The organism is Anaerorhabdus sp., assembly GCF_036657415.1.
Taxonomy (GTDB): domain Bacteria; phylum Bacillota_I; class Bacilli_A; order Erysipelotrichales; family Erysipelotrichaceae; genus Anaerorhabdus.
This window is the reverse complement of sequence record NZ_JAVXGL010000014.1, coordinates 11,815-32,160: the sequence shown is the minus strand read 5'-3', so window position 1 is coordinate 32,160 and position 20,346 is coordinate 11,815. Positions and strand designations below refer to the sequence as shown.

Sequence of the window (20,346 nt, the reverse complement as noted above, 5' to 3'; positions counted from 1 at the left end):
AGTAAGTGATATCTACTTTTTATCTCTAAATGGTAATGTTCTATTTACTACAACCCCATTGATTCAAGAATTTTTTCAAACTTTGCAGCAGATAGAATCTCATGAGTTATAAATTTTCCATTATAGAAAAGAGAATATGTGGTGAATGGAATAGAGCATTTTTGTGCTTCTTCTTTTGTTTGAATATGTTTGACTTTGAAGTCGATATTTCTTTGGTTTGCGATAGCTTCGATAAGTGGAACATATTTAGCAGTAAATGGACATTGATGGGTATATGTTAATAGAAATCCTGTTTGCTTAGGCTTGTTTTTTACAGACATTTTAAATTGAGGAAGTGGTGTATTCTTTGAGAAAGGTAAGTAGTAAAGTTCAAAGGATGTATCAGTTATATCTGCTTGTTTAAATCCTTTATATATTAGATATTTTGAATCTGCTAGAAATCCTTGTTTCTTTTTTGATGATAAAATAACAAGTCCACTTTTTCCTTTTTCTTTACTGTCTTTAATACAGGCATCTAGAAGAAGATTTGAATATCCTTGTCCTTTGAATTGTCCAGATACCCAAAGACAATTAATGTACATGTAATTATCAGCATCTATAGGAGCCCATGCATTTTCAGCAGGAATATATTCGATAAAACATTTGCCGCGGACATTGCATTTTAAAAATACAAGACCTTCATTAAGCTGGGATTCAATCCACGATTTTTTAGCCTTTACTTGAATATCATTATTATTTGAGATGGCACAACAAATATGTTCGCTTTCTAAATTATCTTTGGTGATTTTGATAAGTTCCATGATTTTCTCCTTTATATTTCTTTATAGGATAAGTGTAGCACAGTAAAACTGACATCTTATGTCAACATATAAAAAAGATGACTGAATAGCCATCTCTTATGCTTTTTTAATTTCAACACTCCATTGAGCTCCAACACCAATGTTGTAAGCTTTTGAAAATGATCCTTGGTTAATTGCTAAACCAACACGGTAAACTGAGTTGATGTATATAATTGGAGAACCAATTCTTACATCGGCAAAACTTTTACCATAAACAACTTGGTTTTGATAAACCAACATATCATTGTTATAAATAGTAACTTCTAAACGTTCACCATAGCTAGGATTAATTTTCAAGAATTCTTCACGTTCAATACTTGTCCATAATGAACCAAAGCGAACATCAAGAATATCGATAGAACCTTTTACTGAGTCTTCAGTAATTTCAGTATCAACAGTAGGTAATTCAACAATTCTTTCAACTGATAATTCAGGTCCAACTTCTTCGAATGAAATTGTACCAGAAGCTAAACGAGCACCTGTATATGCATAAACATCACGACCATGGAAAGTATAACTTGCTTCTGTATTTGCACGACGATTAGTTACTTCTGAAATTTCTCTAACAGCTTTAATACCCATGTATTTTTTAATATGCGTTAGTGTGCCATTGTCTGGAGTTACAATATAATGTCCAGCATTTGTAAGAGCTACAACGCTTTTTCTTTGTGAACCAACACCTGGATCAACAACGGATACAAAGACTGTACCTTCTGACCAATATTCTACAGTTTGAAATAAGCGATAACTAGCTTCAAAGATATTATAAGCAGTAATATCGTGTGTTAAATTTCTAATACGAAGGCTATCATCAACGCTGAAGGCAACGCCTTCCATTGCGCTAACAGCGCCATCTACTAAGCCAAAGTCAGATTGTAATACTAATGTTTTTTTCATATAATTTCTCCTATTTAGTGAAAGTGACAGTCCAATCAGAACCAAAGTCACAGTGGTATTCTTCTACGAAATTTCCCATGGACACAGCCATTGAAACTTTCATAAGTTCATTGTTATAAATAATAGGTTCGCCTTTTTTAGCCATTCCAAATGATTTGTGGAATAATACGGGTTGGTTAAATTTAGTTTCACCATTATGTTTGATTTCAACGTTAATCATATCGCCATAGTTGAATCCTGCTTCACTCATCATGCTTAGTGGAATATTTGTCCATAAGTTACCAAAGTTAGGGTCATTGATTTCAAAGATTCCTTCTATTTTGTTCGTTGAAAGAGTAGGTTCTAAAATTGGATGAGTCACGATTTCATCAAGTGGATAAGTAGCTCCTACTTGTTCATAAGTAATAATGCCTGAAGCAAGTCTTGCAGCACAGTAGCCAAACAAGTCACGGCCATGGAAAATCGCAACGCCTTCAGTACCTTTGCCTTTAAGGCGATTGATTGTTTCATCAATTTCTCTAACTTCAGTTATTCCTACATATTTTTTTATATGTGTTAATGCACCATTATCTGGTGTAACGATATAGTAGCCATCGGCTGTTTTTGCAACACATGCACGTCTTGCAGTTCCAACACCTGGATCAACAACAGATACAAAGATTGTACCTTCTGGCCAGAATTTCATTGATTGGTATAAACGATATGATGCAGACCATGTATCATATTGTGGAAGTTCATGAGAACCATCCATGATTTCTAATGAACGATCTACACTTTTGACAACACCATACATAGCGCATACAGCACCTTCTTTGTATGTAAAGTCTGTTTGAAATACTAAAATTGGTTTTTCCATAAATTTCTCTCCTTTTAAATAAATGGGTTAAAGTAAATGCCATGATTTACAAATGCACTAATTAACAATGAAGCAACAAATATAGCCAAGCAAACAAGCATAGCTAGAACATCATTCCGTGTTAATGGATGATATGAATACCATGTTCTTGTTTTATATTTTCCATATCCTCTTAATTCCATTGCATTCGTAATTAATTCGATACGATCGAGTGTTGTGAAAATAAGTGGTGTCAAAATTGTTAAGATATTTCTGAAACGCTTTGTGATTTTCTCTTTCTTTGATAAATCAATTCCGCGTGCTTGTTGTGCAAGTGAGATCGAGTGGTAATCACGTTGAACATCGGGAAAATATCGTAAAGTTAGAGATAATGCTGTACAAGCTTTATAACTAATTTTAACTTTGTTTAATGATGAAGCAAGTTCACTTGGGTTTGTTGTAAGAAAGAAAATAATACCCAGTGGAATTACAGATAAATATTTAAGAAGTTTAGTTGTTTGATAAAATAGTTGTTCAAGTGTTACCACATAAGGACCAGCTATTCTAAACAAGATATGTTCAGTTCCATAAATTTCAACACCTTGCATTGGAGCAAAGATAAATGTCAAAATAAAATTTGTGAATAAGAAGATGAAAACATAAATCAACATAAGCTTTACTTGTTTAAATTGAATCTTTGCTACTTTAAACATCGCAAATGATAAAACTAAAACAAAGAGAATCACACGAATATCGTAGGTCAACATAACTGTAGTTGTTAAGAATAAGAAACATACTAGTTTGGTAAGACCACTTAAATGGTGAATAAATGTATCAAGTTGATTATAAGAGAACAGTTTAATTTTCATGATGACGTTCTCCTCTTTCTGCAAGAATAAAGCATTCCACAAACTTCAAAGGATTAGAGATTTCTGCTTTTATCGCAAGTTCGAATAATGAAGTTTCTTTTAAGTTTGCTTCTTCAACTAAATGCTCATCACATAATACTTCATAGGCTTTTGTATCTGCGAGTTTTTGACCATTCGCAAGAACAATGGCACGTGGTGTGTATTCAAGCATGAGATGCATATCATGTGTGATTAGTATAATTGTCTGACCATTTTTATTTAAATTTTCTAAGAAATCCATGATTTCTGAATAGTGATGATAGTCTTGACCTGCTGTTGGTTCATCAAGAATTAAAATTTTGGGATTTAACACAAGAATAGATGCAATAGTAACACGTTTCTTTTGTCCATAACTTAATGCACTGATAGGCCATTTTCTAAATGGAAGTAATCCACAAACTTTCATAACTGAAGTAACGCGTTGTTCAATTTCTTCTTCAGCTAATCCACGTATTCTAAGTCCAAGCGCTATTTCATCAAAAATCAAATTCTTTGAAATCATTTGGTTTGGATTTTGAAGAACAATTCCAACATGTTCAGCTCTTTCTTTAATTGTATAGTTAACCAAATCTTGGTTTTCCAATAAAATTGAGCCACTGTCTTCTTTTTCAAAACCAACAATTAGCTTGGATAAGGTACTTTTTCCAGCACCATTTTTCCCAACGATAGCAAGCATTTCACCTTCATTAATTGTAAACGATACATCTTTAAGAATAGGACGATTGCCATCATAACTAAAATTCAAATTGCGAATTTCTAGTAATGATTTTTCTTGTGGGCAAGGCATTGTACGTTCATGAGCTTTAAACCATGATTGTAGTTGTGTTTTACTCTTTTCGATATTGAAACTATGAATGCTTTCTGGTTTCATATCCGGTGTTATTTTAATTCCAGCATATTTGCATGCGGTGATATAAAGTGGTTCACGAATACCTTGTTCCAAAAGAATGTTGCTAGACAATACATTATCTGGTGTATCATCCATTAATATTCTTCCTTCATTCATAACAATAATACGATCAACATGACGGTGAAGTACATCTTCTAAACGATGTTCAATAATAATGATTGTTTTTCCTTCGCTGTGAATGTCATCGATTAATTCGATAGCGGTTTTCCCAGTAGCTGGATCCAAATTTGCAAGTGGTTCATCAAAAAGTAAGATATCTACATCATCAACCATTACCCCAGCAAGTGAAACTCTTTGTTTTTGACCACCGGATAGTTCAAAAGGGTTATTTTGTAGAAGTGTTTCCATAGAAACAAGTTCAGCAATTTTTTCTACTTTTAATTTCATAGTAGACTGAGGTACATTATCGTTTTCAAGTGCAAAAGCAATATCTTCTGCAACACTAAGTCCAACGAATTGTCCATCTGAATCTTGTAATACAGTTCCAATTTGTTTTGATAAATCAAATACAGTTGAATTTTTGGTTTCAATATCATTTACGAGTAAAGATCCTTGAATGCTGCCTTTATAAGCAAAGGGAATTAAACCGTTTAGGCAATTTCCGAGTGTACTTTTACCACTGCCACTAGGACCAACAATTAAAATTTTCTCGCCTTGATTGATTGTTAGATTAATATTGTGAAGTGTTGGTTCAGCCTGTGAATAGTATTGAAATGAAAAATCTTTGAATTGTATCACGGGATTTGACATGATTAATCTCTCCTTTTCTAAATAGTAAATGAGCTAACTTTACAATTAGCTCATCTACTTACCTTTATATTGTTCTAGTCTTTTGTAAGTGAACCTTTACTTGTCTTTGTTTTTGCGTATGCAACAAGTAACAATGAACCAATAACACAAGCACAGATAGCATCTAGGATAAATGCTACAACACCTTGAGCGAATACTAGGTTAACAGGTTCAGAATAGATTACGATATCTAATACTGGAGCAACGATTACCCAAGCTACAAAGTTAGCAATAATATTTACGATGCAAAATTTTAAAATTTCTGTTTTTCCGATTTTGCCACTTTCTGCATCCATCATGAAGTATGCGGCACCACCGATTAGAGCAGCAACGCCAGAAGCGATTACCCAGCTCCACCAAGGAGCACCATAGCTAATGAAGTCGTTTAATGCGTGACCAATAAATGCTACTAAGAATCCACAGATTGGTCCAAACACTGCACCAAAGAATGCTGATACACCATAAGCAATTTGTAGATTTGTTTCAGGAACTGGTGAAGGAATTTTAACGAACATGAATAGAACCATGAACAATGCAGCACCTAATCCAGTTGCAACGATAGTTTTTGTTGAGAATAAACTTTTCTTTGTCATTTGTCGTACCCCCTTAATGTACCTTATAATTCTAGCATAGTTTGACAATAAATAAAGATGATAAATTAGCTATTTTGCAGTTATTTTTTGGTATTTTCATCAATACTTTCAGGAATGTTGGTAGGATTCTTCAAAGTTGATGATTTATCGTGTTGAACAAGACTCATCTTATACTTTCGATAAAATGAAATTGCCAACATTGTGAAGAGCAAAGTACCAAATCCAAAAGGAATTAACCATAGAAATGCTAACTCAGCAGGAGCACTTGCACCCATATATTTTGCAGCATAATAACCTTGGACGTAATCATGGGTAATAATAATGCAAGCAAGGTGTGTTACAAGTAATGCCAAGATGGTAAATGTGATTGCTAATATCTTATTTTTTTTCATAAATTACTCCTTATAGATTAACAGTACAGGATATATGTGAGAAAGTGAAGAAAAAAGGCTTTAAATCGAGGGTTTTTAATGAAAAAAGTTTACAAGCAAGATGAGGTATGATAAAATCATAGGCACGGGTAGATAAATCGTCTACTCCTTGCCTAAGTATAGGCCAATAGACCATAAGGAGGTGTACACATGAGAAAATATGAAGTCATGTACATCGTAAATGCATCTTTAGAAGATGCTAAACGCCAAGAAGTAATCGAAACAATGCATGCAATCATCACTAACGGTGGTGGTAAAATTGCAAATGTTGACGAGTGGGGCGTGAAAGAATTTGCGTATCGTATAGAAGACATGACCAAAGGTTATTACGTTGTAGTAACATTTGAAGCTGACAATGAAACTGTTAAAGAATTTGACCGTTTAATGCATATCAATGCAAACATTGTTCGTTACATGATTATTAAACAAGACGAAAACTAAGAGGTATCCCTAATGATTAATCGTGTCGTTTTAGTCGGAAGACTAACAAAAGATGTTGATTTAAGAAAAACGTCATCTGGACTTTCTGTTGCGACGTTCACAGTTGCTTGCAATCGTAGAACATCAGGACAAAATCAAGAGAGACAAGCTGATTTTATTAACTGCGTTGCTTGGCGCCAAACTGCTGACTTTTTAGGCCAATATGCTAAAAAAGGAGCACTAGTTGGAGTTGAAGGACGTATCCAAACACGTAATTACGACGGTACTGATGGTAAAAAGGTATATGTTACAGAAGTTGTATGTGATTCATGTCAATTGCTTGAATCAAGATCTGCTTCTGAAAACCGTTCACCTTCAAATTTTGATACTCCATCTTATTCAGGGATGGAATCATCTGGTTATGAAGCGGACAACAGCGGTTTTGAAGATTTCAACGCTGGACCATCTCTAGATATATCTAGTGATGATTTACCATTTTAAGAAAGGAGATTATCTACCATGGCATTTAAAAAACAAAGAATGGGACGTAAGAAAGTATGTTATTTCACAAAAAATAATGTAACTTCTATCGACTATAAAGATATCGAATTGTTGAAGAAATTCGTTTCAGCTAACGGAAAAATTATTCCAAGACGTGTAACTGGAACTCGTGCTAAATATCAACGTATGTTAGCAACAGCAATCAAACGTGCTCGTCAAATGGCATTATTACCATACGTTAATGACTAATAACTAAACCTCCGTCGGTATGATGGAGGTTTTTGAACTTTTGGAGGGTGAACCATGAATAACAATGTAAGAAAGATAACTGATGGCGCAATGATGGTTGCGCTTGTAGGAGTCCTTATTTTAATTAATCGTCAATTTGCAGGTATTCTAGAATTATTTGCTTGGATTTTACCTTTACCAATGGTATTCTTTACTGCAAAATATGGATGGAAAGATGGAATATTGCCTTTATCAGCTATGGTATTATTAACACTGATTTTAGGAACACCACAATCAATCTATTATTTTGCGGTTACAGCTATATCAGGACTTATTTATGGTAATGGTGTAAAAGTAGGTTGGAATAATCGTAAATTATTGTTTGTTACAATGACTATTTCAGTCATATCAAGTTTGGTAACAACAGTTTTATTTGCGTCTTTTTTCGGTTATGATATAAATATGGAAATTAAAACCATTGGCGATATGATGAATCAAGTTATTGGTTCAACAGGAGTGGCTTTTGCATTTGATGTGACTCAACTTATTAAAGTATCAGTTGGCTTTAGTGTTATTTTTGCAGGTGTATTAGAAGGATTACTTATTCACGTGATTTCACGTTTGATGCTTACACGCTTTGGTTTTCATATTCCAAAGGCAAAACCCTTGTCACAAATTAATGCTCCAAAATGGACAGGGTATGTTGCGTTAGTTGGATGGGCAGTAGCAGAGTATGGACTTAGAACACCATTAGAACAAAATATTCAAGTGCTTGCGATGATTGTATTAATCATTTCAAATATCTATTTAATTGGATTTGGATATTTAGGAGCGGTGATTTTAGGTGCTGCGAAATTCAAAAAGAATATTAGTCTATATCTTATGATTGGATTGATTTTGTTTATGCAAATAGCTATACCAGCATTAGCATTTTTTGGATTTTTATATATTACCACGGACTGGCGTGAGAATCTTTTGAGGAGGGTTCAAAATGGACAAACTAAATAAACTGAAAATCCAGGTAACTTTATTACTTGTGTTTCAAGTGATACTAATTGTTTTCTTTAAACTAATGTGGGATGTTAATGTCATCGCCTCTATTTTAATTACGATTATTGAAATTGCTGCATTTGCGATTTTATTTAAGACGTTTGAAAATGATAGTGAAGAAAGAAATCTAGGAGTTACTCGTATTTTAGGAACTGAGGCAAAAGATGCCTTCTTATTTGGCGAAACAGGAATGGTTTCTTATGATGATAATTATGTAATCACTTGGATGAGTGATCTATTTGATGAAAGAGGTTTTAATCGAGTAGGTAAAAAACTACTTGTATGGCTTCCAGAAATAGATGACTTAATTGCGGGTAAAGCAGATGAAATAGAAATTACATTGGATGATCATATTTATTTAGTTCATCGTAAAGAGGATGCGCAAGTTTTATTCTTCAAGGATATAACAGAAACAAAGGAATTTAAAAATGCGTATGAAGATGAAAAGGTCGTAGTTGGACTTATTAATTTAGATAATTATGAAGAATCAACACGTTATGAAGATGAAAAGCTAACATCAAGTATTAATACAAGTATTCGTCAACCAGTCATCGATTGGTGTAAAAGCCATGGATTATTACTTCGTCGTTTGAAGAATGATAGATATATGGTTGTTTTAAATGAAGCAATTTTTAGAACTTTAGTAGATGATCGCTTTAGTATTTTAAATACTGTAAAAAAAGCATCACAAGAACTGGATGTATCAATTACACTATCAATGGCATTTGCTCGTGGTACAAGTAATTATGAAGAATTGGATGAAATGGTTATTCAATTACTTGATTTGGCACAAGCACGTGGTGGTGACCAAGTAGCGATTCGTCGTTCTGGTGAAGATGTGAAGTATTTTGGTGGTAGTTCTGAAGCCGTTGAAAAACGAAGCCGTGTACGTGTTAGAATCATGGCGAACACATTGAAAGATTTGATTCAAAAATCATCAAATATCATTATTTGTTGTCATAAAGAAGCAGACTTTGATTGTATTGGTGGAGCAATAGCAATGAGTCGTATTGTTCAAGCTTACAATAAACCTTGTTGTATCATTGCGAAAACAGGTGGTATTGAAGAAAAACTAGCTGCAGTTATGGAAAGTGGCAAGGTTGAATTAGCTGCTCGCCATCAATTTGTAACTGAAAATGAAGCAATTAATCAATATCGTGATGATTCTCTAGTAATTATGGTGGACCACCATAGTCTTAAACAATCAAATGGTTCACAAGTGTTAGAACGAGCTAACAAAATTGCGATTTTTGATCATCATCGTCGTAGTGCAGATTTAGAAGTAAATCCAACACTAGTGTATATAGAAGCAGGAGCATCAAGTACATCAGAGCTTATATCAGAATTTATTCCATATTTATCAAATCGTATTGAAATTGATGAACTTGAGGCAAATATTATGTATGCCGGTATTATTATTGATACAAATCGGTTTAAGGTGCGTACTGGAAGTAGAACGTTTGAAGCAGCGAGTATGCTTCGTTCCCTAGGGGCCGATCCACTTGTTGTTGATGATTACTTGAAAGATACGTATTCTGAATTTGCGATGAAATCTTCAATAATGAGTACCTGTGAACAGTATGAAAAGGGTATAATGATAGCACCGGTTGAAAACCGTGTTATTTCACGTTCGATTATGTCACAAGTTGCAGATAGTATTTTGCAAATTAAAGATGTGCAAGCAAGTTTTGTTATTGCGAAGATTAATGACCAACAAATCGCAATAAGTGCGCGAAGTAAGGGCAAAGTAAATGTTCAACGTATCATGGAAAATATGCATGGTGGAGGACATTTAACCGCTGCAGCACTTCAACGTAATGGGTCAAATGTGTTAGAATTAAAAGACGAGTTAATCGATGCGATTAGCCGGTATATCGAGGAGGTTGAAGGAAATGAAAGTCATCCTGTTGAATGATGTTAAAAAAGTAGGAAAAAAAGGAGAAATCCTTGAAGTAGCTGATGGCTACGCAAGAAACTTTCTGATAGCGAAAGGATTTGCAGTACAAGCTACAAATAAAAGTATGGAAATTCTTCAAGATCAAAAGGAAGAACAAAGACAAAATGAAGCTGAATTAGAAAAAAAGGCAAAAGAATTAAAAGAAAAATTAAAAGAAATCACATTAGAATTTACATTAAATAGTAAAAATGGAAGAGTATTTGGCTCAATATCAACAAAACAAATTGTTGAAGAACTTGCTAAGAAATATGATATTCATGTAGATAAACGTAAATTTATTGATACAAATCCAGTTGGAAGTTTAGGATATTCACATGTAAAAGTGGAGTTATATAAAAATGTAATTGGAGAAATTAAGTGCTTGATTAAAGAGAAAGTGTAGGAAAAACTATGAATCGTCAAATGCCCAATAGTTTAGAAGCTGAACAATCCTTACTAGGGACATTAATGGTCTATCAAAATAGTATGACTATTGTGTCTGATGAAGGGTTACAAGATTCAGATTTTTACTTAGAAGCCCATCGTAAAATCTTTGCGGCAATTTTCGATTTGCATGCAGAAGGTAAACCAGTGGACATGACAACGGTTTCTACACGTCTTAATGATATGAATCGCTTATCACAAGTTGGTGGAGTTGAATACTTGATGCAACTTTGTGATGCCGCAGTAACAAGTGCAAATACAAAAACATACACTGAAATTATTCAAAATAAAGCTTTTATGCGTAGCTTAATTGAAGCATCACAAGTTATTGCAGAAGAAGGATTAGATGGACAAGTTGATATTGATGATTATTTAGATAGTGCAGAAAAGAGAATTTTAAGTGTTACTAGAAATCGTCGTACTAGTGATTTTAGAACAGGAACAGAAGTAATTAATTCTGTTATCGAAAATATTCAAAAAATGGCAGATAATCATTCGCCAATTACTGGAGTTGCGACAGGTTTTAAAGATTTAGACCGCTTAACACATGGGTTTCAGCCAGGTGACTTAGTTATTCTTGCAGCGCGTCCTTCAATGGGAAAAACGGCGTTTGCACTTAATTTAGGAATGAATATGGCACAAATTGAAACTAAAAAAGCAGTTGCGATTTTCTCACTTGAAATGCCTGCTGAACAATTAATCAGTCGTATTCTTTCGGCAAAGAGTACAGTTTTAGGTGATCATTTAAAAACAGGATATTTATCTAGTGGTGAATGGAATCAATTATCTGAGGCTGTAACAGAATTAAAATCAACTAAAATATTTATTGATGATACACCAGGAGTTAGGGTGTCTGAAATATTCTCAAAATGTCGTAAGCTTCAAGCTGAACATGGATTATCGTGTATCTTAATTGACTATATTCAGTTAATTACAGGAAATGGTAAAAATGGGGATAATCGTCAACAAGAAGTATCAGAAATTTCACGTAATTTAAAAGCTCTTGCACGTGAACTTAAAGTTCCTGTAATTGCATTATCGCAATTATCACGTGGAGTAGAACAACGTACAGATAAACGACCAATGATGTCGGATCTACGTGAATCTGGAGCACTTGAACAAGATGCGGATATGATTATCTTATTGTTTAGAGAATCATATTATGATGATGAGAAAAAAGAGGAAGCAATTAAGAATGGTATTGAAACTGTCGAAGTAGATGTAGCTAAACATCGTAATGGAGCAACACGCCGTTTAGATGTTGCATTCAAGGCAGATATCAATGCGTTCTATAATGTAGATCGTTCTCAATAAATAAAGAATAGAAAGGGTGGATGCGATGAAAAAGATACTACCTATTTTAATTGCAGCACTAGCTAGTCTTGCGATTGTTTATCTTGCACCAATGATTGGGTTTGGCGATAGTCAGAGAAGTGTTGAAGCAAATCAACAAGTGGAAACTTCGATTTTGCCTCAAGCCATCATTGATGTAAATAAAGAACCAAAAGAAATTACTAAAATATATGATAATGGAAAACTTTTAGGAGTTCTTCATGATTCTAAATCAATTGAAGCAATGTTAGATACTGTTTATAAAGAATCATATGAAAAAACGTTTCCTAATACAAATTTGGATATCGGAAAAGATTTATATGAAGTTACAGAATTAAGCTATACAAATTATGAAAATATTGATGAAAAAATCATTCAATACATTAAGGATAAAAATACATTTACTGTCGAAGTAAACGCTATTGAAATATCAGATGAAAATGGTGTTATTGCGGTTATTTATGTAGATGATGTAAAAAAATATGAGGATGCACTTCACAAATATTTACTTTATTTTGTTGATGAGCAGTCACTTAATCGAATTTTAAAAAATGAAACTGTTCCCTCACTTACTACTTATGGTGAACGTGATATGAGTATTGAAATACTACAAGATATTTCACTTAAAAAAGCGTATGCAACACCGGATGAAATAATGACAACAGAAGGTGAAATTTTAGAATTCCTGAAATACGGAAAAGGTGTTGAAAAACAATACTACACTGTTGTAAATCAAGATACTATTGAAGGGGTAGGTTCTAAAAATGGAGCTCTATCAGCACAACAAATTGTAAATATTAATGATGATGTTTTATCAGGGATTGATCAAGTATTAACCCCAGGTATGAAGTTAAATGTTACTTATTTTCAACCACCATTGGATGTGGTAGTTAAAAAGGAATCACTTCGAAAAGAAATTGAGTATCCAGCTTCAACACTCTATATTGAGAAAGAAGATATGTATACTAATGAACAAGAACTTTATCAAGAAGCAAAAGTAGGTTCTAAAAATGCATTGTATGAAGAAACTTGGATCAATGGAGTTATCTATTCTGGGGAAGAAGTTTCCTCAATTGTAACAATACAACCGCAACAAGAAATTATTTATGTAGGAACAATGGCAATTCCAAGTCAAGGTACAGGATCATTCCGTTGGCCTATTGATAATCCAAACATAACTTGTCGTTGGGGATGTTATGCTGGACATAGAGCAATTGATATTCAAAATCGTTATGAACGATATGGTAACATTTATGCTGCAGACCGTGGTACGGTTGTTGAAGTTAGTTATAATGGAACCAATGGTAACTATATTATTATTGACCATGGTAATGGATTATCAACATACTATGGACATATGAACAAATTATCAGATGTTCCTGTAGGAACAATTGTGGACAAGGGTGAAATCATTGGCCAAATTGGAATGACAGGTAGAGCAAGTGGTCCACATGTTCACTTCTTTATTCTAGATCCTACAGCACCAGGTGGAAGACGTGATCCATGTGATGGATTCTTGGCATGTTAACTATGAAATTCGCATTATGTTGTAGTGGGTCAAAAGGTAATAGTTTTGTACTTCAAGATAAAGATTGTACACTTGTGATTGATTGTGGATCAACACGAAAATATTTAGAAAATTGTTATCGCGAATTAGGAATTGAAATCGATGATGTTGATGCGTGCTTAGTAACACATCAACATGTCGATCATGTTAGTCAAATCCAAATGTTTAAAAATAAAGAAGTTTATTCTGCACTTGAAATTAATGGATGTAAAAATCTTCATATTCTAGAGCCATTTGAATCTTTTCAAATTAAGAAATTGCAGATTACACCATTACCATTAAGTCATGATGCTGAAAAAACGATGGGTTTTGTGATTGAAAGTGAAACAGAAAAGTTAGTATATATTACCGATACAGGATATTTGAATGAGAGTTATTATTCTTATTTAATAGGAGCAGATTACATTATTTTAGAAAGTAATCATGATTTGAAAATGTTGATGGAATCAAGACGTCCACATTTTGTAAAACAACGTATCTTCTCAGATAATGGACATTTGTGTAATGAAAATTGTGCAGAGGTATTGATGAACATAGTTACTGAAAAGACAAAGCAAATCTTTTTGGCACATATTTCTGATGAAGCAAACACACGACAAAAAGCATTAAAAGTAAATACTGAAGCATTAATGAAGAAAAAGAATTTAAATAAAGATTTAGTTATAATTGCATCGGATCAGTTTGTCATGGTACAAGGAGGAGAAGGAAATGAAAAAGTTTCTCATAGCTCTCATTGTTGTGCTCTTGGTTTGGAATAGTTATCTTGCTTTTGAAATTAGTCAATTAAAAAGTACTGATACAACTCCTACCAAGCCCACACAAGTATACAATAACAATACAATTAATGGATTTACTTCAGATTTAACAAACGTTATAAGTAAGACAGAATCGAAGGTAGTTAGTGTTACAAGTAGTGCACATGAAAATCTTGTTTCAATCGGAAGTGGTGTCGTTTACAGTAAAGATGATACAGGCGTCTACATTGTTACAAATCAGCACGTAATTGCGAATTCTACTGAGATTTTTGTGACATTTGATAATGGTGAAGTATTGCTTGCGAATTTATTAGGTAGTGATGAATTAACCGACTTGGCAGTTTTGAAAGTTACCCCAACATTTGAAGTGGAACCATTTAATTTAGGTGAATCAACTGTCCTTAAAAAAGGTGAATATGTCGTTGCAATGGGGTCTCCACTAGGACAAGATTTCCAAGGCTCTGTTACATTTGGCATTATTTCAGGTTTGGATAGAACTGTACCTGTTGATTTGAACAACGACGGCATTATTGACTGGGAAATGGTTGTATTACAAACAGATGCAGCAATTAATCCAGGTAATAGTGGTGGACCACTTATCAATTTAAGTGGTGATCTTATTGGAATTACTACAATGAAATTAACTACGGATGGATATGAAGGAATTGCCTTTGCTATTCCTATTAGTGAAGTAATCCCCGTTGTAGAACAAATTAAACAAACGGGTGAAGTAAAACGCCCAATATTAGGGATTGAAGGAAAAGATATTGCCCAATTATCAGTTTACCAAAAAAGTTATTTAGGTCTTCCACTTGATCGTACAAAAGGTGTTCTTGTCACAAATGTATTATCGGGTACACCAGCGAGTGAGAAAGGAATATTAAAAAATGATATTCTTGTTCGTTTAGGGGATACTGAAATTACATCCTTTAAGACTTATCGCCAAGCTTTATATGCACTTAATCCAGGAGATGAAGTTGAAGTAATAGTTTCTCGTGATAACGAAGACATTACATTCCTCGTTACTATTGAATGATTAAGATAGTTGCGGTTGGAAAAGTTAAAGAAAAATATACAAGAGATGGTATTGACGAGTATTGTAAACGATTAGGTCCATATACTAAACTTGAATGGATAGAAGTAAAAGATTATCCATGTGCTCCCAATGCATCTGTAGCTGAACAAGAAATAGTTAAAGAAAAAGAAGGTGATGCAATTCTATCAAAGATTGGTGATGATGAAGTTGTCATTGCACTTGATTTACATGGAAAAGAATATTCATCTGAAGAGTTTAGTAAGGTTTTATCCGATTTATTCATTTATGAATCAAGTAAAGTTACTTTTGTGATTGCAGGATCACTTGGATATAGTCAAAAGGTGATTAAACGTGCAAATGTGCGTTGGTGCTTGTCTAAATGTACGTTTCCACATCAAATTGTTCGTCTTTTATTGGTAGAACAAATTTATAGAGCCTATAAAATCACGAAAAACGAAAATTATCACAAGTAACTTCTTGTAAGTTAGCAGTTTTTAGTTTAAAATGAAGACAGTAAACAGGAGGATTAGAAAAATGAAACAAATTTCAGTGTTGGTAATTGACCCTGTTGGATTACATGCTCGTCCAGCTACAGTAGCAGTTAACGCAGCAAGTAAATTCAAAAGTGAAGTCAAAGTGGCTTATAAAGGACGTACTGTAAACATGAAATCTATTATGGGTGTAATGTCTTTAGGTATTCCTACACAATCTGAAGTCGTAGTTTCTTGCGAAGGTGAAGATGAAGAAGTAGCTATCGCAACAATCGAAGAAGTACTACGCGCTCAAAAAGTCATCGCTTAGGTATAAAAAAATATAATTAAAGGAAGATGCCTTAATGCATCTTCCTTTTTTTCAAAACGAGGAGAAAAATATGATAGAAGAAAAATATCAAAGATGGTTAAGTAACTCGAATACAGATTCAAAATTAGTTGATGAATTAAGAGGTATGGATGAAAAAGCAAAGAATGATGCTTTTTACACAAATATCGAATTTGGTACCGCAGGAATGCGTGGCATTTTAGGTGCTGGAACAAATCGTATTAATATTCATACAATCCGCAAAGCAAATGCTGGATTCGCTGGCTACATTGCCTCTTATGGAGAAGAAGCGATGAAACGAGGGGTAGCGATTGGCTACGATAATCGTCATATGTCAAAAGAATTTGCGATAGATTCAGCAAGAGTTTTAGCAACATATAATATAAAATCCTATGTGTTTGAAAGTTTAAGACCAACACCAGAACTTTCATATGCTGTTCGCAAATTAAATTGTTTTGGCGGAATTATGATTACTGCCTCACACAATCCTAAAGAATATAATGGATACAAACTTTATGATGAAAAAGGTTGTCAATTAGTTCCTGCACTTGCTAGTCAAGTTATTGATTGTGTTAATGCAATTGAAGATGAATTATCAATTCAAGCTAATCCAACTGTAGAACAAGAAAAACTAATCACGATGATTGGACAAGAAATTGATGAACAATATATTCAAGATGTTTTAGGTATTCAATTAAATCCAAATGTGAAAAAGGATATTAAAATTGTGTTCTCTCCAGAACATGGGACTAGCAATATACCAGTAAGAACAATTTATGATATTGCAGGATATACTTGTATTCCAGTTCTTGAACAATGTGATCCAGATCCAGATTTTTCAAATACAAAAACACCTAATCCAGAAGAATTAGGAGCATATGAATTAGCGATACAATATGCTAAAAATAATGATGCAGATATTATTCTGGTTTGTGATCCTGATGCTGACCGTATGGGAGTAGGTGTTAAGAGTAATGGTGAATATCAAATTCTTACAGGAAATCAATCAGGAGCAATTTTAATTGAGTATATTTTGAGTCAATTGGTTGCGAAAGGGAAAATGCCTAAAAATGCCGTTATGTTTAATACAGTTGTAACAGGTGATTTAGGTGAAAAAATCGCAGATAGTTACCATGTAGAAACAGAAAAGACTCTTACAGGATTTAAATTTATTGGCGAAAAAGTTGCGAAATATGAAATTAATCATGAAAAAGAATATGTATTTGGATATGAAGAAAGTTATGGTTCATTGATTTCACCATTTGTACGTGATAAAGATGCACAACAAGCTTGTCTTATGTTGGCAGAAGCTGCTGCTTATTACAAACAACAAGGTAAGACATTAGTGGATGTACTTCATGACTTATATGCAAAACTGGGTACATATGATGAATCACAAGTTTCAATTACTTTAGCTGGACAAGAAGGTGCTATGAAAATCAAGAAAATTATTTCTGATTTAAGAAACAACCGTCTTGAAAGTATTGCAGGTAAAAAAGTAATGGGATGGGAAGACTATGGCACAATGGAAGTCATGAAAGATGGCATCACTTCAAAACTAGTTGGTTTTACACCTTCTGATGTTTTAAAATATTATCTTGAAGATGGCAGTTGGATTGCGGTAAGACCAAGTGGTACTGAGCCAAAATGTAAAATTTACTTCTGTATTAAAGGTTCAAATTTTGATGAGGTAAAAGAAAAAGCTAATATCTATCATGAAGAAATGAAAAAGATAACCGCTTAATTATTCATAGAAACCCGTGCAAAATACTAACATGATAAATAGAGAGAGGTAAACAACATGAAGAAAAAATGGATTGTTGGTTCTATTGTAATCTTACTAATTATTAGTGCATACATGTTGTACATGAATCGTCCCATGACAATGAATGATTTAAAAGATAAACCATTTATTATTGGAACGGTGATGGAAGTCAGTGAAGATTCAATTCTCATAATGACTCAAAATGAAGATGAAAGTACTCTTTACTGGGTATCTTTAAAGACGAAACTTAACGATAGTATGAAAAATTTCAGTATAAATCAACAAGTTAAAGTTATTTATGATGGAATTGTTCTTAGAAGTTATCCAGGTCAAATTAAAAATGTATATGCTATTTTGTTGAATGAAAATAATCCAGTTGATTTGATTCCAATGGTAATGATTCAGGGAAAGCTATATTTTGATACAAATCAACTAAGTGATATTGATAAACGTTGTGGGGTCATGGATGGAGAGATTGATAGTCAAGTTAGTGGTTCAATGATTCCAGTTAAAGATGATCAATCCAACTTTGGCACTGGGTATTCCTATCAATTCGTTGATGAAAATAATGTAGACATTTTCATCAACGGATCATTTTATCGCTTTAGTGCAAAATAATAAAGAAAGCGATTGCATTAAATAAATTTGTATGATAATATCAACGCGTAGGTAGTTATTACGTGAAGGTAAGCTAAACTTACATATCAACTCATTGTTTTTTAGTGGGGATATGTAAGTTTTTTTGCTAAAAGGGGGAAACATGAAAATATACAAGGTCATAAATAATAATATTGTCATTGTATTGGATGAACAAAATCAAGAACACATCTATATGGGAAGAGGTATTGGTTTTAGAAAACATGCAGATGATGACTTTGATCCAAACCTCATTGAGAAAGAGTTTGTTTTATCATTAACAGGGACAAATCAACAACTTGTAGAACTATTAAATGAAATTCCACTTCAAGAAATAGATGTAGCGATGAATATCATTCATTTAGCTACAAACAAACTGGATAAAAAATTAAATGAAACAGCAGTAATTACACTTAGTGATCATATTCATACAGCCATTGAAAGAAGTAAGCAAGGAATCGATGTAAAAAATGTACTTTTATGGGAAATCAAACGATTTTATCCACAAGAATATGCAATTGGGAAATTAGCATTAGAAATAATTAATGAACAACTTGGGGTATCACTTCAAGATGATGAAGCTGGTTTCATTGCACTTCATTTAGTAAATGCCCAAATGGAATCAAGTGTTGGAGATATTCAAGGATTGACGAAGTTCATGCAAGAAATCTTGAATATTGTTAAATATACATGCAATGTTACATTTAATGAGGATTCCCCATATTACTATCGCTTCATCACGCATTTGAAGTTTTTTGCACAAAGATTACTGACAAATACATCCTATGATGGAAATGAAAACGATGATTTATTAGAAATAATAAAGAAACTATATCAAGAAGCTTATAACTGTGTGCTCAAAATTAAGGCATTTGTATTCAATAACTATAGTTATGATTTGTCAAACGAGGAGCAATGTTATTTAGTCATTCATATTGAACGAATTATTCAGAAGAATAAGTAGTCTCAATAATGAATATAAATAAAAGGAGGGGTGCATAATTAAAATAACTTAAATTCTGGGTAGTTACATTCAGTTGGCTAAACCTTCATATTTCAACTTTACTGTTAATAACGAAAATGGAGGTCATTAAAATGGGAAAGTATGAGCAATTGGCAAAAGAAATTATTAAAAATGTTGGGGGAAAAGAAAATATTTCTTCCTTAACACACTGTATTACACGTTTACGTTTTCAGTTAAAAGATTCAGGGAAAGCAAATGATGAAGTGATTAAGAATCTTGATGGTGTTGTGACGCTTATTAAATCAGCAGGACAATATCAAGTTGTTATTGGGAATCATGTGCCAGAGGTATATCAAGATGTTTGTAAAATTGCAGGAATTAGTGAAAATAATTCTTCATCACAAGGTGGACAAAGTAAAGGTTTCCTTAACAAATGTATTGATATTGTTTCTGGTATATTTCAACCAATTTTAGGAGTCATGTCAGCAGCTGGAATGCTTAAAGGCTTTAATGCTTTATTTTTGGTGTTTGGTTGGTATGCGCCAGGAAGTGGCGCAGATGTTTTACTTACAACTATTGGTGATGCAATGTTCATGTTCTTACCAGTTATGCTTGGGTACAGTTCAGCACAAAAATTTGGCTTAAAACCTTATGTAGGATTGGTAATTGGAGCAGCATTATGTTATCCAAT

General features: G+C 33.3%; 23 protein-coding genes. 16 read left to right on the top strand and 7 right to left on the bottom strand.

Going from position 1 to position 20,346, the window contains the following annotated elements:
* Nucleotides 1–47: 47 nt before the first annotated feature.
* The 7 genes from RSB60_RS03505 to RSB60_RS03475 all read right to left on the bottom strand — a co-directional run bounded on the left by RSB60_RS03505 (nucleotide 48) and on the right by RSB60_RS03475 (nucleotide 6,163).
* Nucleotides 48–800: an N-acetyltransferase gene (locus tag RSB60_RS03505; RefSeq protein ID WP_332614572.1), complete on the bottom strand. Its 753-nt coding sequence runs from the start codon at nucleotides 798–800 to the stop codon at nucleotides 48–50.
* Nucleotides 801–896: 96 nt separating this feature from the next.
* Entirely contained in the window at nucleotides 897–1,736 is an 840-nt protein-coding gene (locus tag RSB60_RS03500; RefSeq protein ID WP_323382240.1) for an SAM hydrolase/SAM-dependent halogenase family protein, read from the bottom strand.
* A 10-nt stretch (nucleotides 1,737–1,746) separates the two neighbouring features.
* The gene (locus RSB60_RS03495) at nucleotides 1,747–2,592 is read right to left on the bottom strand and encodes an SAM hydrolase/SAM-dependent halogenase family protein (protein WP_323382241.1); all 846 of its coding nucleotides are present in this window, start codon (nucleotides 2,590–2,592) and stop codon (nucleotides 1,747–1,749) included.
* Nucleotides 2,593–2,606: 14 nt separating this feature from the next.
* Nucleotides 2,607–3,440 (bottom strand): energy-coupling factor transporter transmembrane component T family protein, encoded by an 834-nt coding sequence (locus RSB60_RS03490; RefSeq protein WP_323382242.1) that lies wholly within the window; start codon nucleotides 3,438–3,440, stop codon nucleotides 2,607–2,609.
* Nucleotides 3,430–5,139 (bottom strand): ABC transporter ATP-binding protein, encoded by a 1,710-nt coding sequence (locus tag RSB60_RS03485; RefSeq protein ID WP_332614570.1) that lies wholly within the window; start codon nucleotides 5,137–5,139, stop codon nucleotides 3,430–3,432. The genes RSB60_RS03490 and RSB60_RS03485 overlap by 11 nt, the downstream gene beginning before the upstream one ends.
* Nucleotides 5,140–5,213: 74 nt before the next feature.
* On the bottom strand, nucleotides 5,214–5,771 hold the full coding sequence (locus RSB60_RS03480; RefSeq protein ID WP_323382244.1) for an ECF-type riboflavin transporter substrate-binding protein: 558 nt from the start codon (nucleotides 5,769–5,771) through the stop codon (nucleotides 5,214–5,216).
* A gap of 80 nt (nucleotides 5,772–5,851) precedes the next feature.
* Nucleotides 5,852–6,163, bottom strand: a complete 312-nt coding sequence (locus tag RSB60_RS03475; RefSeq protein ID WP_323382245.1) for a hypothetical protein — start codon at nucleotides 6,161–6,163, stop codon at nucleotides 5,852–5,854.
* A 189-nt stretch (nucleotides 6,164–6,352) separates the two neighbouring features.
* Here RSB60_RS03475 and rpsF point away from each other — a divergent pair, with 189 nt between their 5' ends.
* From rpsF to RSB60_RS03395, 16 genes are all read left to right on the top strand, one after another.
* Complete coding sequence (rpsF, locus tag RSB60_RS03470; RefSeq protein ID WP_332614568.1) at nucleotides 6,353–6,643, top strand: 30S ribosomal protein S6; 291 nt, start codon at nucleotides 6,353–6,355, stop codon at nucleotides 6,641–6,643.
* Between the two features lie 12 nt (nucleotides 6,644–6,655).
* A complete protein-coding gene (ssb, locus tag RSB60_RS03465) occupies nucleotides 6,656–7,123 on the top strand; it encodes a single-stranded DNA-binding protein (RefSeq protein ID WP_323382247.1) in 468 nt (155 codons plus the stop codon).
* A gap of 18 nt (nucleotides 7,124–7,141) precedes the next feature.
* Nucleotides 7,142–7,372 carry a 30S ribosomal protein S18 gene (rpsR, locus tag RSB60_RS03460; protein ID WP_078710771.1) on the top strand — a complete coding sequence of 77 codons (231 nt, stop codon included), beginning with the start codon at nucleotides 7,142–7,144 and terminating at the stop codon, nucleotides 7,370–7,372.
* Nucleotides 7,373–7,426: 54 nt separating this feature from the next.
* The gene (locus RSB60_RS03455; protein ID WP_332614565.1) at nucleotides 7,427–8,359 is read left to right on the top strand and encodes a DUF2232 domain-containing protein; all 933 of its coding nucleotides are present in this window, start codon (nucleotides 7,427–7,429) and stop codon (nucleotides 8,357–8,359) included.
* On the top strand, nucleotides 8,343–10,316 hold the full coding sequence (locus RSB60_RS03450) for a DHH family phosphoesterase (protein ID WP_323382249.1): 1,974 nt from the start codon (nucleotides 8,343–8,345) through the stop codon (nucleotides 10,314–10,316). The genes RSB60_RS03455 and RSB60_RS03450 overlap by 17 nt, the downstream gene beginning before the upstream one ends.
* Nucleotides 10,294–10,740 carry a 50S ribosomal protein L9 gene (gene rplI, locus RSB60_RS03445; protein WP_323382250.1) on the top strand — a complete coding sequence of 149 codons (447 nt, stop codon included), beginning with the start codon at nucleotides 10,294–10,296 and terminating at the stop codon, nucleotides 10,738–10,740. The genes RSB60_RS03450 and rplI overlap by 23 nt, the downstream gene beginning before the upstream one ends.
* Nucleotides 10,741–10,748: 8 nt before the next feature.
* Nucleotides 10,749–12,095: a replicative DNA helicase gene (gene dnaB, locus RSB60_RS03440; RefSeq protein ID WP_332475190.1), complete on the top strand. Its 1,347-nt coding sequence runs from the start codon at nucleotides 10,749–10,751 to the stop codon at nucleotides 12,093–12,095.
* A gap of 25 nt (nucleotides 12,096–12,120) precedes the next feature.
* Nucleotides 12,121–13,641, top strand: a complete 1,521-nt coding sequence (locus RSB60_RS03435; protein WP_323382252.1) for a M23 family metallopeptidase — start codon at nucleotides 12,121–12,123, stop codon at nucleotides 13,639–13,641.
* A gap of 2 nt (nucleotides 13,642–13,643) precedes the next feature.
* Nucleotides 13,644–14,438: an MBL fold metallo-hydrolase gene (locus RSB60_RS03430; RefSeq protein WP_332614562.1), complete on the top strand. Its 795-nt coding sequence runs from the start codon at nucleotides 13,644–13,646 to the stop codon at nucleotides 14,436–14,438.
* The gene (locus RSB60_RS03425; protein ID WP_332614560.1) at nucleotides 14,389–15,471 is read left to right on the top strand and encodes a S1C family serine protease; all 1,083 of its coding nucleotides are present in this window, start codon (nucleotides 14,389–14,391) and stop codon (nucleotides 15,469–15,471) included. The genes RSB60_RS03430 and RSB60_RS03425 overlap by 50 nt, the downstream gene beginning before the upstream one ends.
* Nucleotides 15,468–15,944, top strand: a complete 477-nt coding sequence (gene rlmH / locus RSB60_RS03420; RefSeq protein ID WP_323382255.1) for a 23S rRNA (pseudouridine(1915)-N(3))-methyltransferase RlmH — start codon at nucleotides 15,468–15,470, stop codon at nucleotides 15,942–15,944. Before RSB60_RS03425 ends, rlmH begins: the two co-directional genes overlap by 4 nt.
* A 61-nt stretch (nucleotides 15,945–16,005) precedes the next feature.
* The gene (locus tag RSB60_RS03415; protein ID WP_323382256.1) at nucleotides 16,006–16,272 is read left to right on the top strand and encodes an HPr family phosphocarrier protein; all 267 of its coding nucleotides are present in this window, start codon (nucleotides 16,006–16,008) and stop codon (nucleotides 16,270–16,272) included.
* 70 nt (nucleotides 16,273–16,342) lie between these two features.
* Nucleotides 16,343–18,034 carry a phospho-sugar mutase gene (locus tag RSB60_RS03410; RefSeq protein WP_332614558.1) on the top strand — a complete coding sequence of 564 codons (1,692 nt, stop codon included), beginning with the start codon at nucleotides 16,343–16,345 and terminating at the stop codon, nucleotides 18,032–18,034.
* A gap of 57 nt (nucleotides 18,035–18,091) precedes the next feature.
* Nucleotides 18,092–18,673 (top strand): DUF3221 domain-containing protein, encoded by a 582-nt coding sequence (locus RSB60_RS03405; protein ID WP_332614556.1) that lies wholly within the window; start codon nucleotides 18,092–18,094, stop codon nucleotides 18,671–18,673.
* Between the two features lie 142 nt (nucleotides 18,674–18,815).
* Nucleotides 18,816–19,655 carry a BglG family transcription antiterminator LicT gene (gene licT, locus RSB60_RS03400; RefSeq protein ID WP_332614554.1) on the top strand — a complete coding sequence of 280 codons (840 nt, stop codon included), beginning with the start codon at nucleotides 18,816–18,818 and terminating at the stop codon, nucleotides 19,653–19,655.
* 131 nt (nucleotides 19,656–19,786) lie between these two features.
* Nucleotides 19,787–20,346: PTS transporter subunit EIIB (locus tag RSB60_RS03395; RefSeq protein ID WP_332614552.1), on the top strand; the 560-nt coding region annotated here is incomplete at its 3' end.

Coding starts and splice junctions, on each gene's coding strand:
- RSB60_RS03505 (WP_332614572.1), bottom strand. CDS start 800: ATGGAACTTATCAAAATCACCAAAGATAATTTAGAAAGCGAACATATT.
- RSB60_RS03500 (WP_323382240.1), bottom strand. CDS start 1,736: ATGAAAAAAACATTAGTATTACAATCTGACTTTGGCTTAGTAGATGGC.
- RSB60_RS03495 (WP_323382241.1), bottom strand. CDS start 2,592: ATGGAAAAACCAATTTTAGTATTTCAAACAGACTTTACATACAAAGAA.
- RSB60_RS03490 (WP_323382242.1), bottom strand. CDS start 3,440: ATGAAAATTAAACTGTTCTCTTATAATCAACTTGATACATTTATTCAC.
- RSB60_RS03485 (WP_332614570.1), bottom strand. CDS start 5,139: ATGTCAAATCCCGTGATACAATTCAAAGATTTTTCATTTCAATACTAT.
- RSB60_RS03480 (WP_323382244.1), bottom strand. CDS start 5,771: ATGACAAAGAAAAGTTTATTCTCAACAAAAACTATCGTTGCAACTGGA.
- RSB60_RS03475 (WP_323382245.1), bottom strand. CDS start 6,163: ATGAAAAAAAATAAGATATTAGCAATCACATTTACCATCTTGGCATTA.
- rpsF (WP_332614568.1), top strand. CDS start 6,353: ATGAGAAAATATGAAGTCATGTACATCGTAAATGCATCTTTAGAAGAT.
- ssb (WP_323382247.1), top strand. CDS start 6,656: ATGATTAATCGTGTCGTTTTAGTCGGAAGACTAACAAAAGATGTTGAT.
- rpsR (WP_078710771.1), top strand. CDS start 7,142: ATGGCATTTAAAAAACAAAGAATGGGACGTAAGAAAGTATGTTATTTC.
- RSB60_RS03455 (WP_332614565.1), top strand. CDS start 7,427: ATGAATAACAATGTAAGAAAGATAACTGATGGCGCAATGATGGTTGCG.
- RSB60_RS03450 (WP_323382249.1), top strand. CDS start 8,343: ATGGACAAACTAAATAAACTGAAAATCCAGGTAACTTTATTACTTGTG.
- rplI (WP_323382250.1), top strand. CDS start 10,294: ATGAAAGTCATCCTGTTGAATGATGTTAAAAAAGTAGGAAAAAAAGGA.
- dnaB (WP_332475190.1), top strand. CDS start 10,749: ATGAATCGTCAAATGCCCAATAGTTTAGAAGCTGAACAATCCTTACTA.
- RSB60_RS03435 (WP_323382252.1), top strand. CDS start 12,121: ATGAAAAAGATACTACCTATTTTAATTGCAGCACTAGCTAGTCTTGCG.
- RSB60_RS03430 (WP_332614562.1), top strand. CDS start 13,644: ATGAAATTCGCATTATGTTGTAGTGGGTCAAAAGGTAATAGTTTTGTA.
- RSB60_RS03425 (WP_332614560.1), top strand. CDS start 14,389: ATGAAAAAGTTTCTCATAGCTCTCATTGTTGTGCTCTTGGTTTGGAAT.
- rlmH (WP_323382255.1), top strand. CDS start 15,468: ATGATTAAGATAGTTGCGGTTGGAAAAGTTAAAGAAAAATATACAAGA.
- RSB60_RS03415 (WP_323382256.1), top strand. CDS start 16,006: ATGAAACAAATTTCAGTGTTGGTAATTGACCCTGTTGGATTACATGCT.
- RSB60_RS03410 (WP_332614558.1), top strand. CDS start 16,343: ATGATAGAAGAAAAATATCAAAGATGGTTAAGTAACTCGAATACAGAT.
- RSB60_RS03405 (WP_332614556.1), top strand. CDS start 18,092: ATGAAGAAAAAATGGATTGTTGGTTCTATTGTAATCTTACTAATTATT.
- licT (WP_332614554.1), top strand. CDS start 18,816: ATGAAAATATACAAGGTCATAAATAATAATATTGTCATTGTATTGGAT.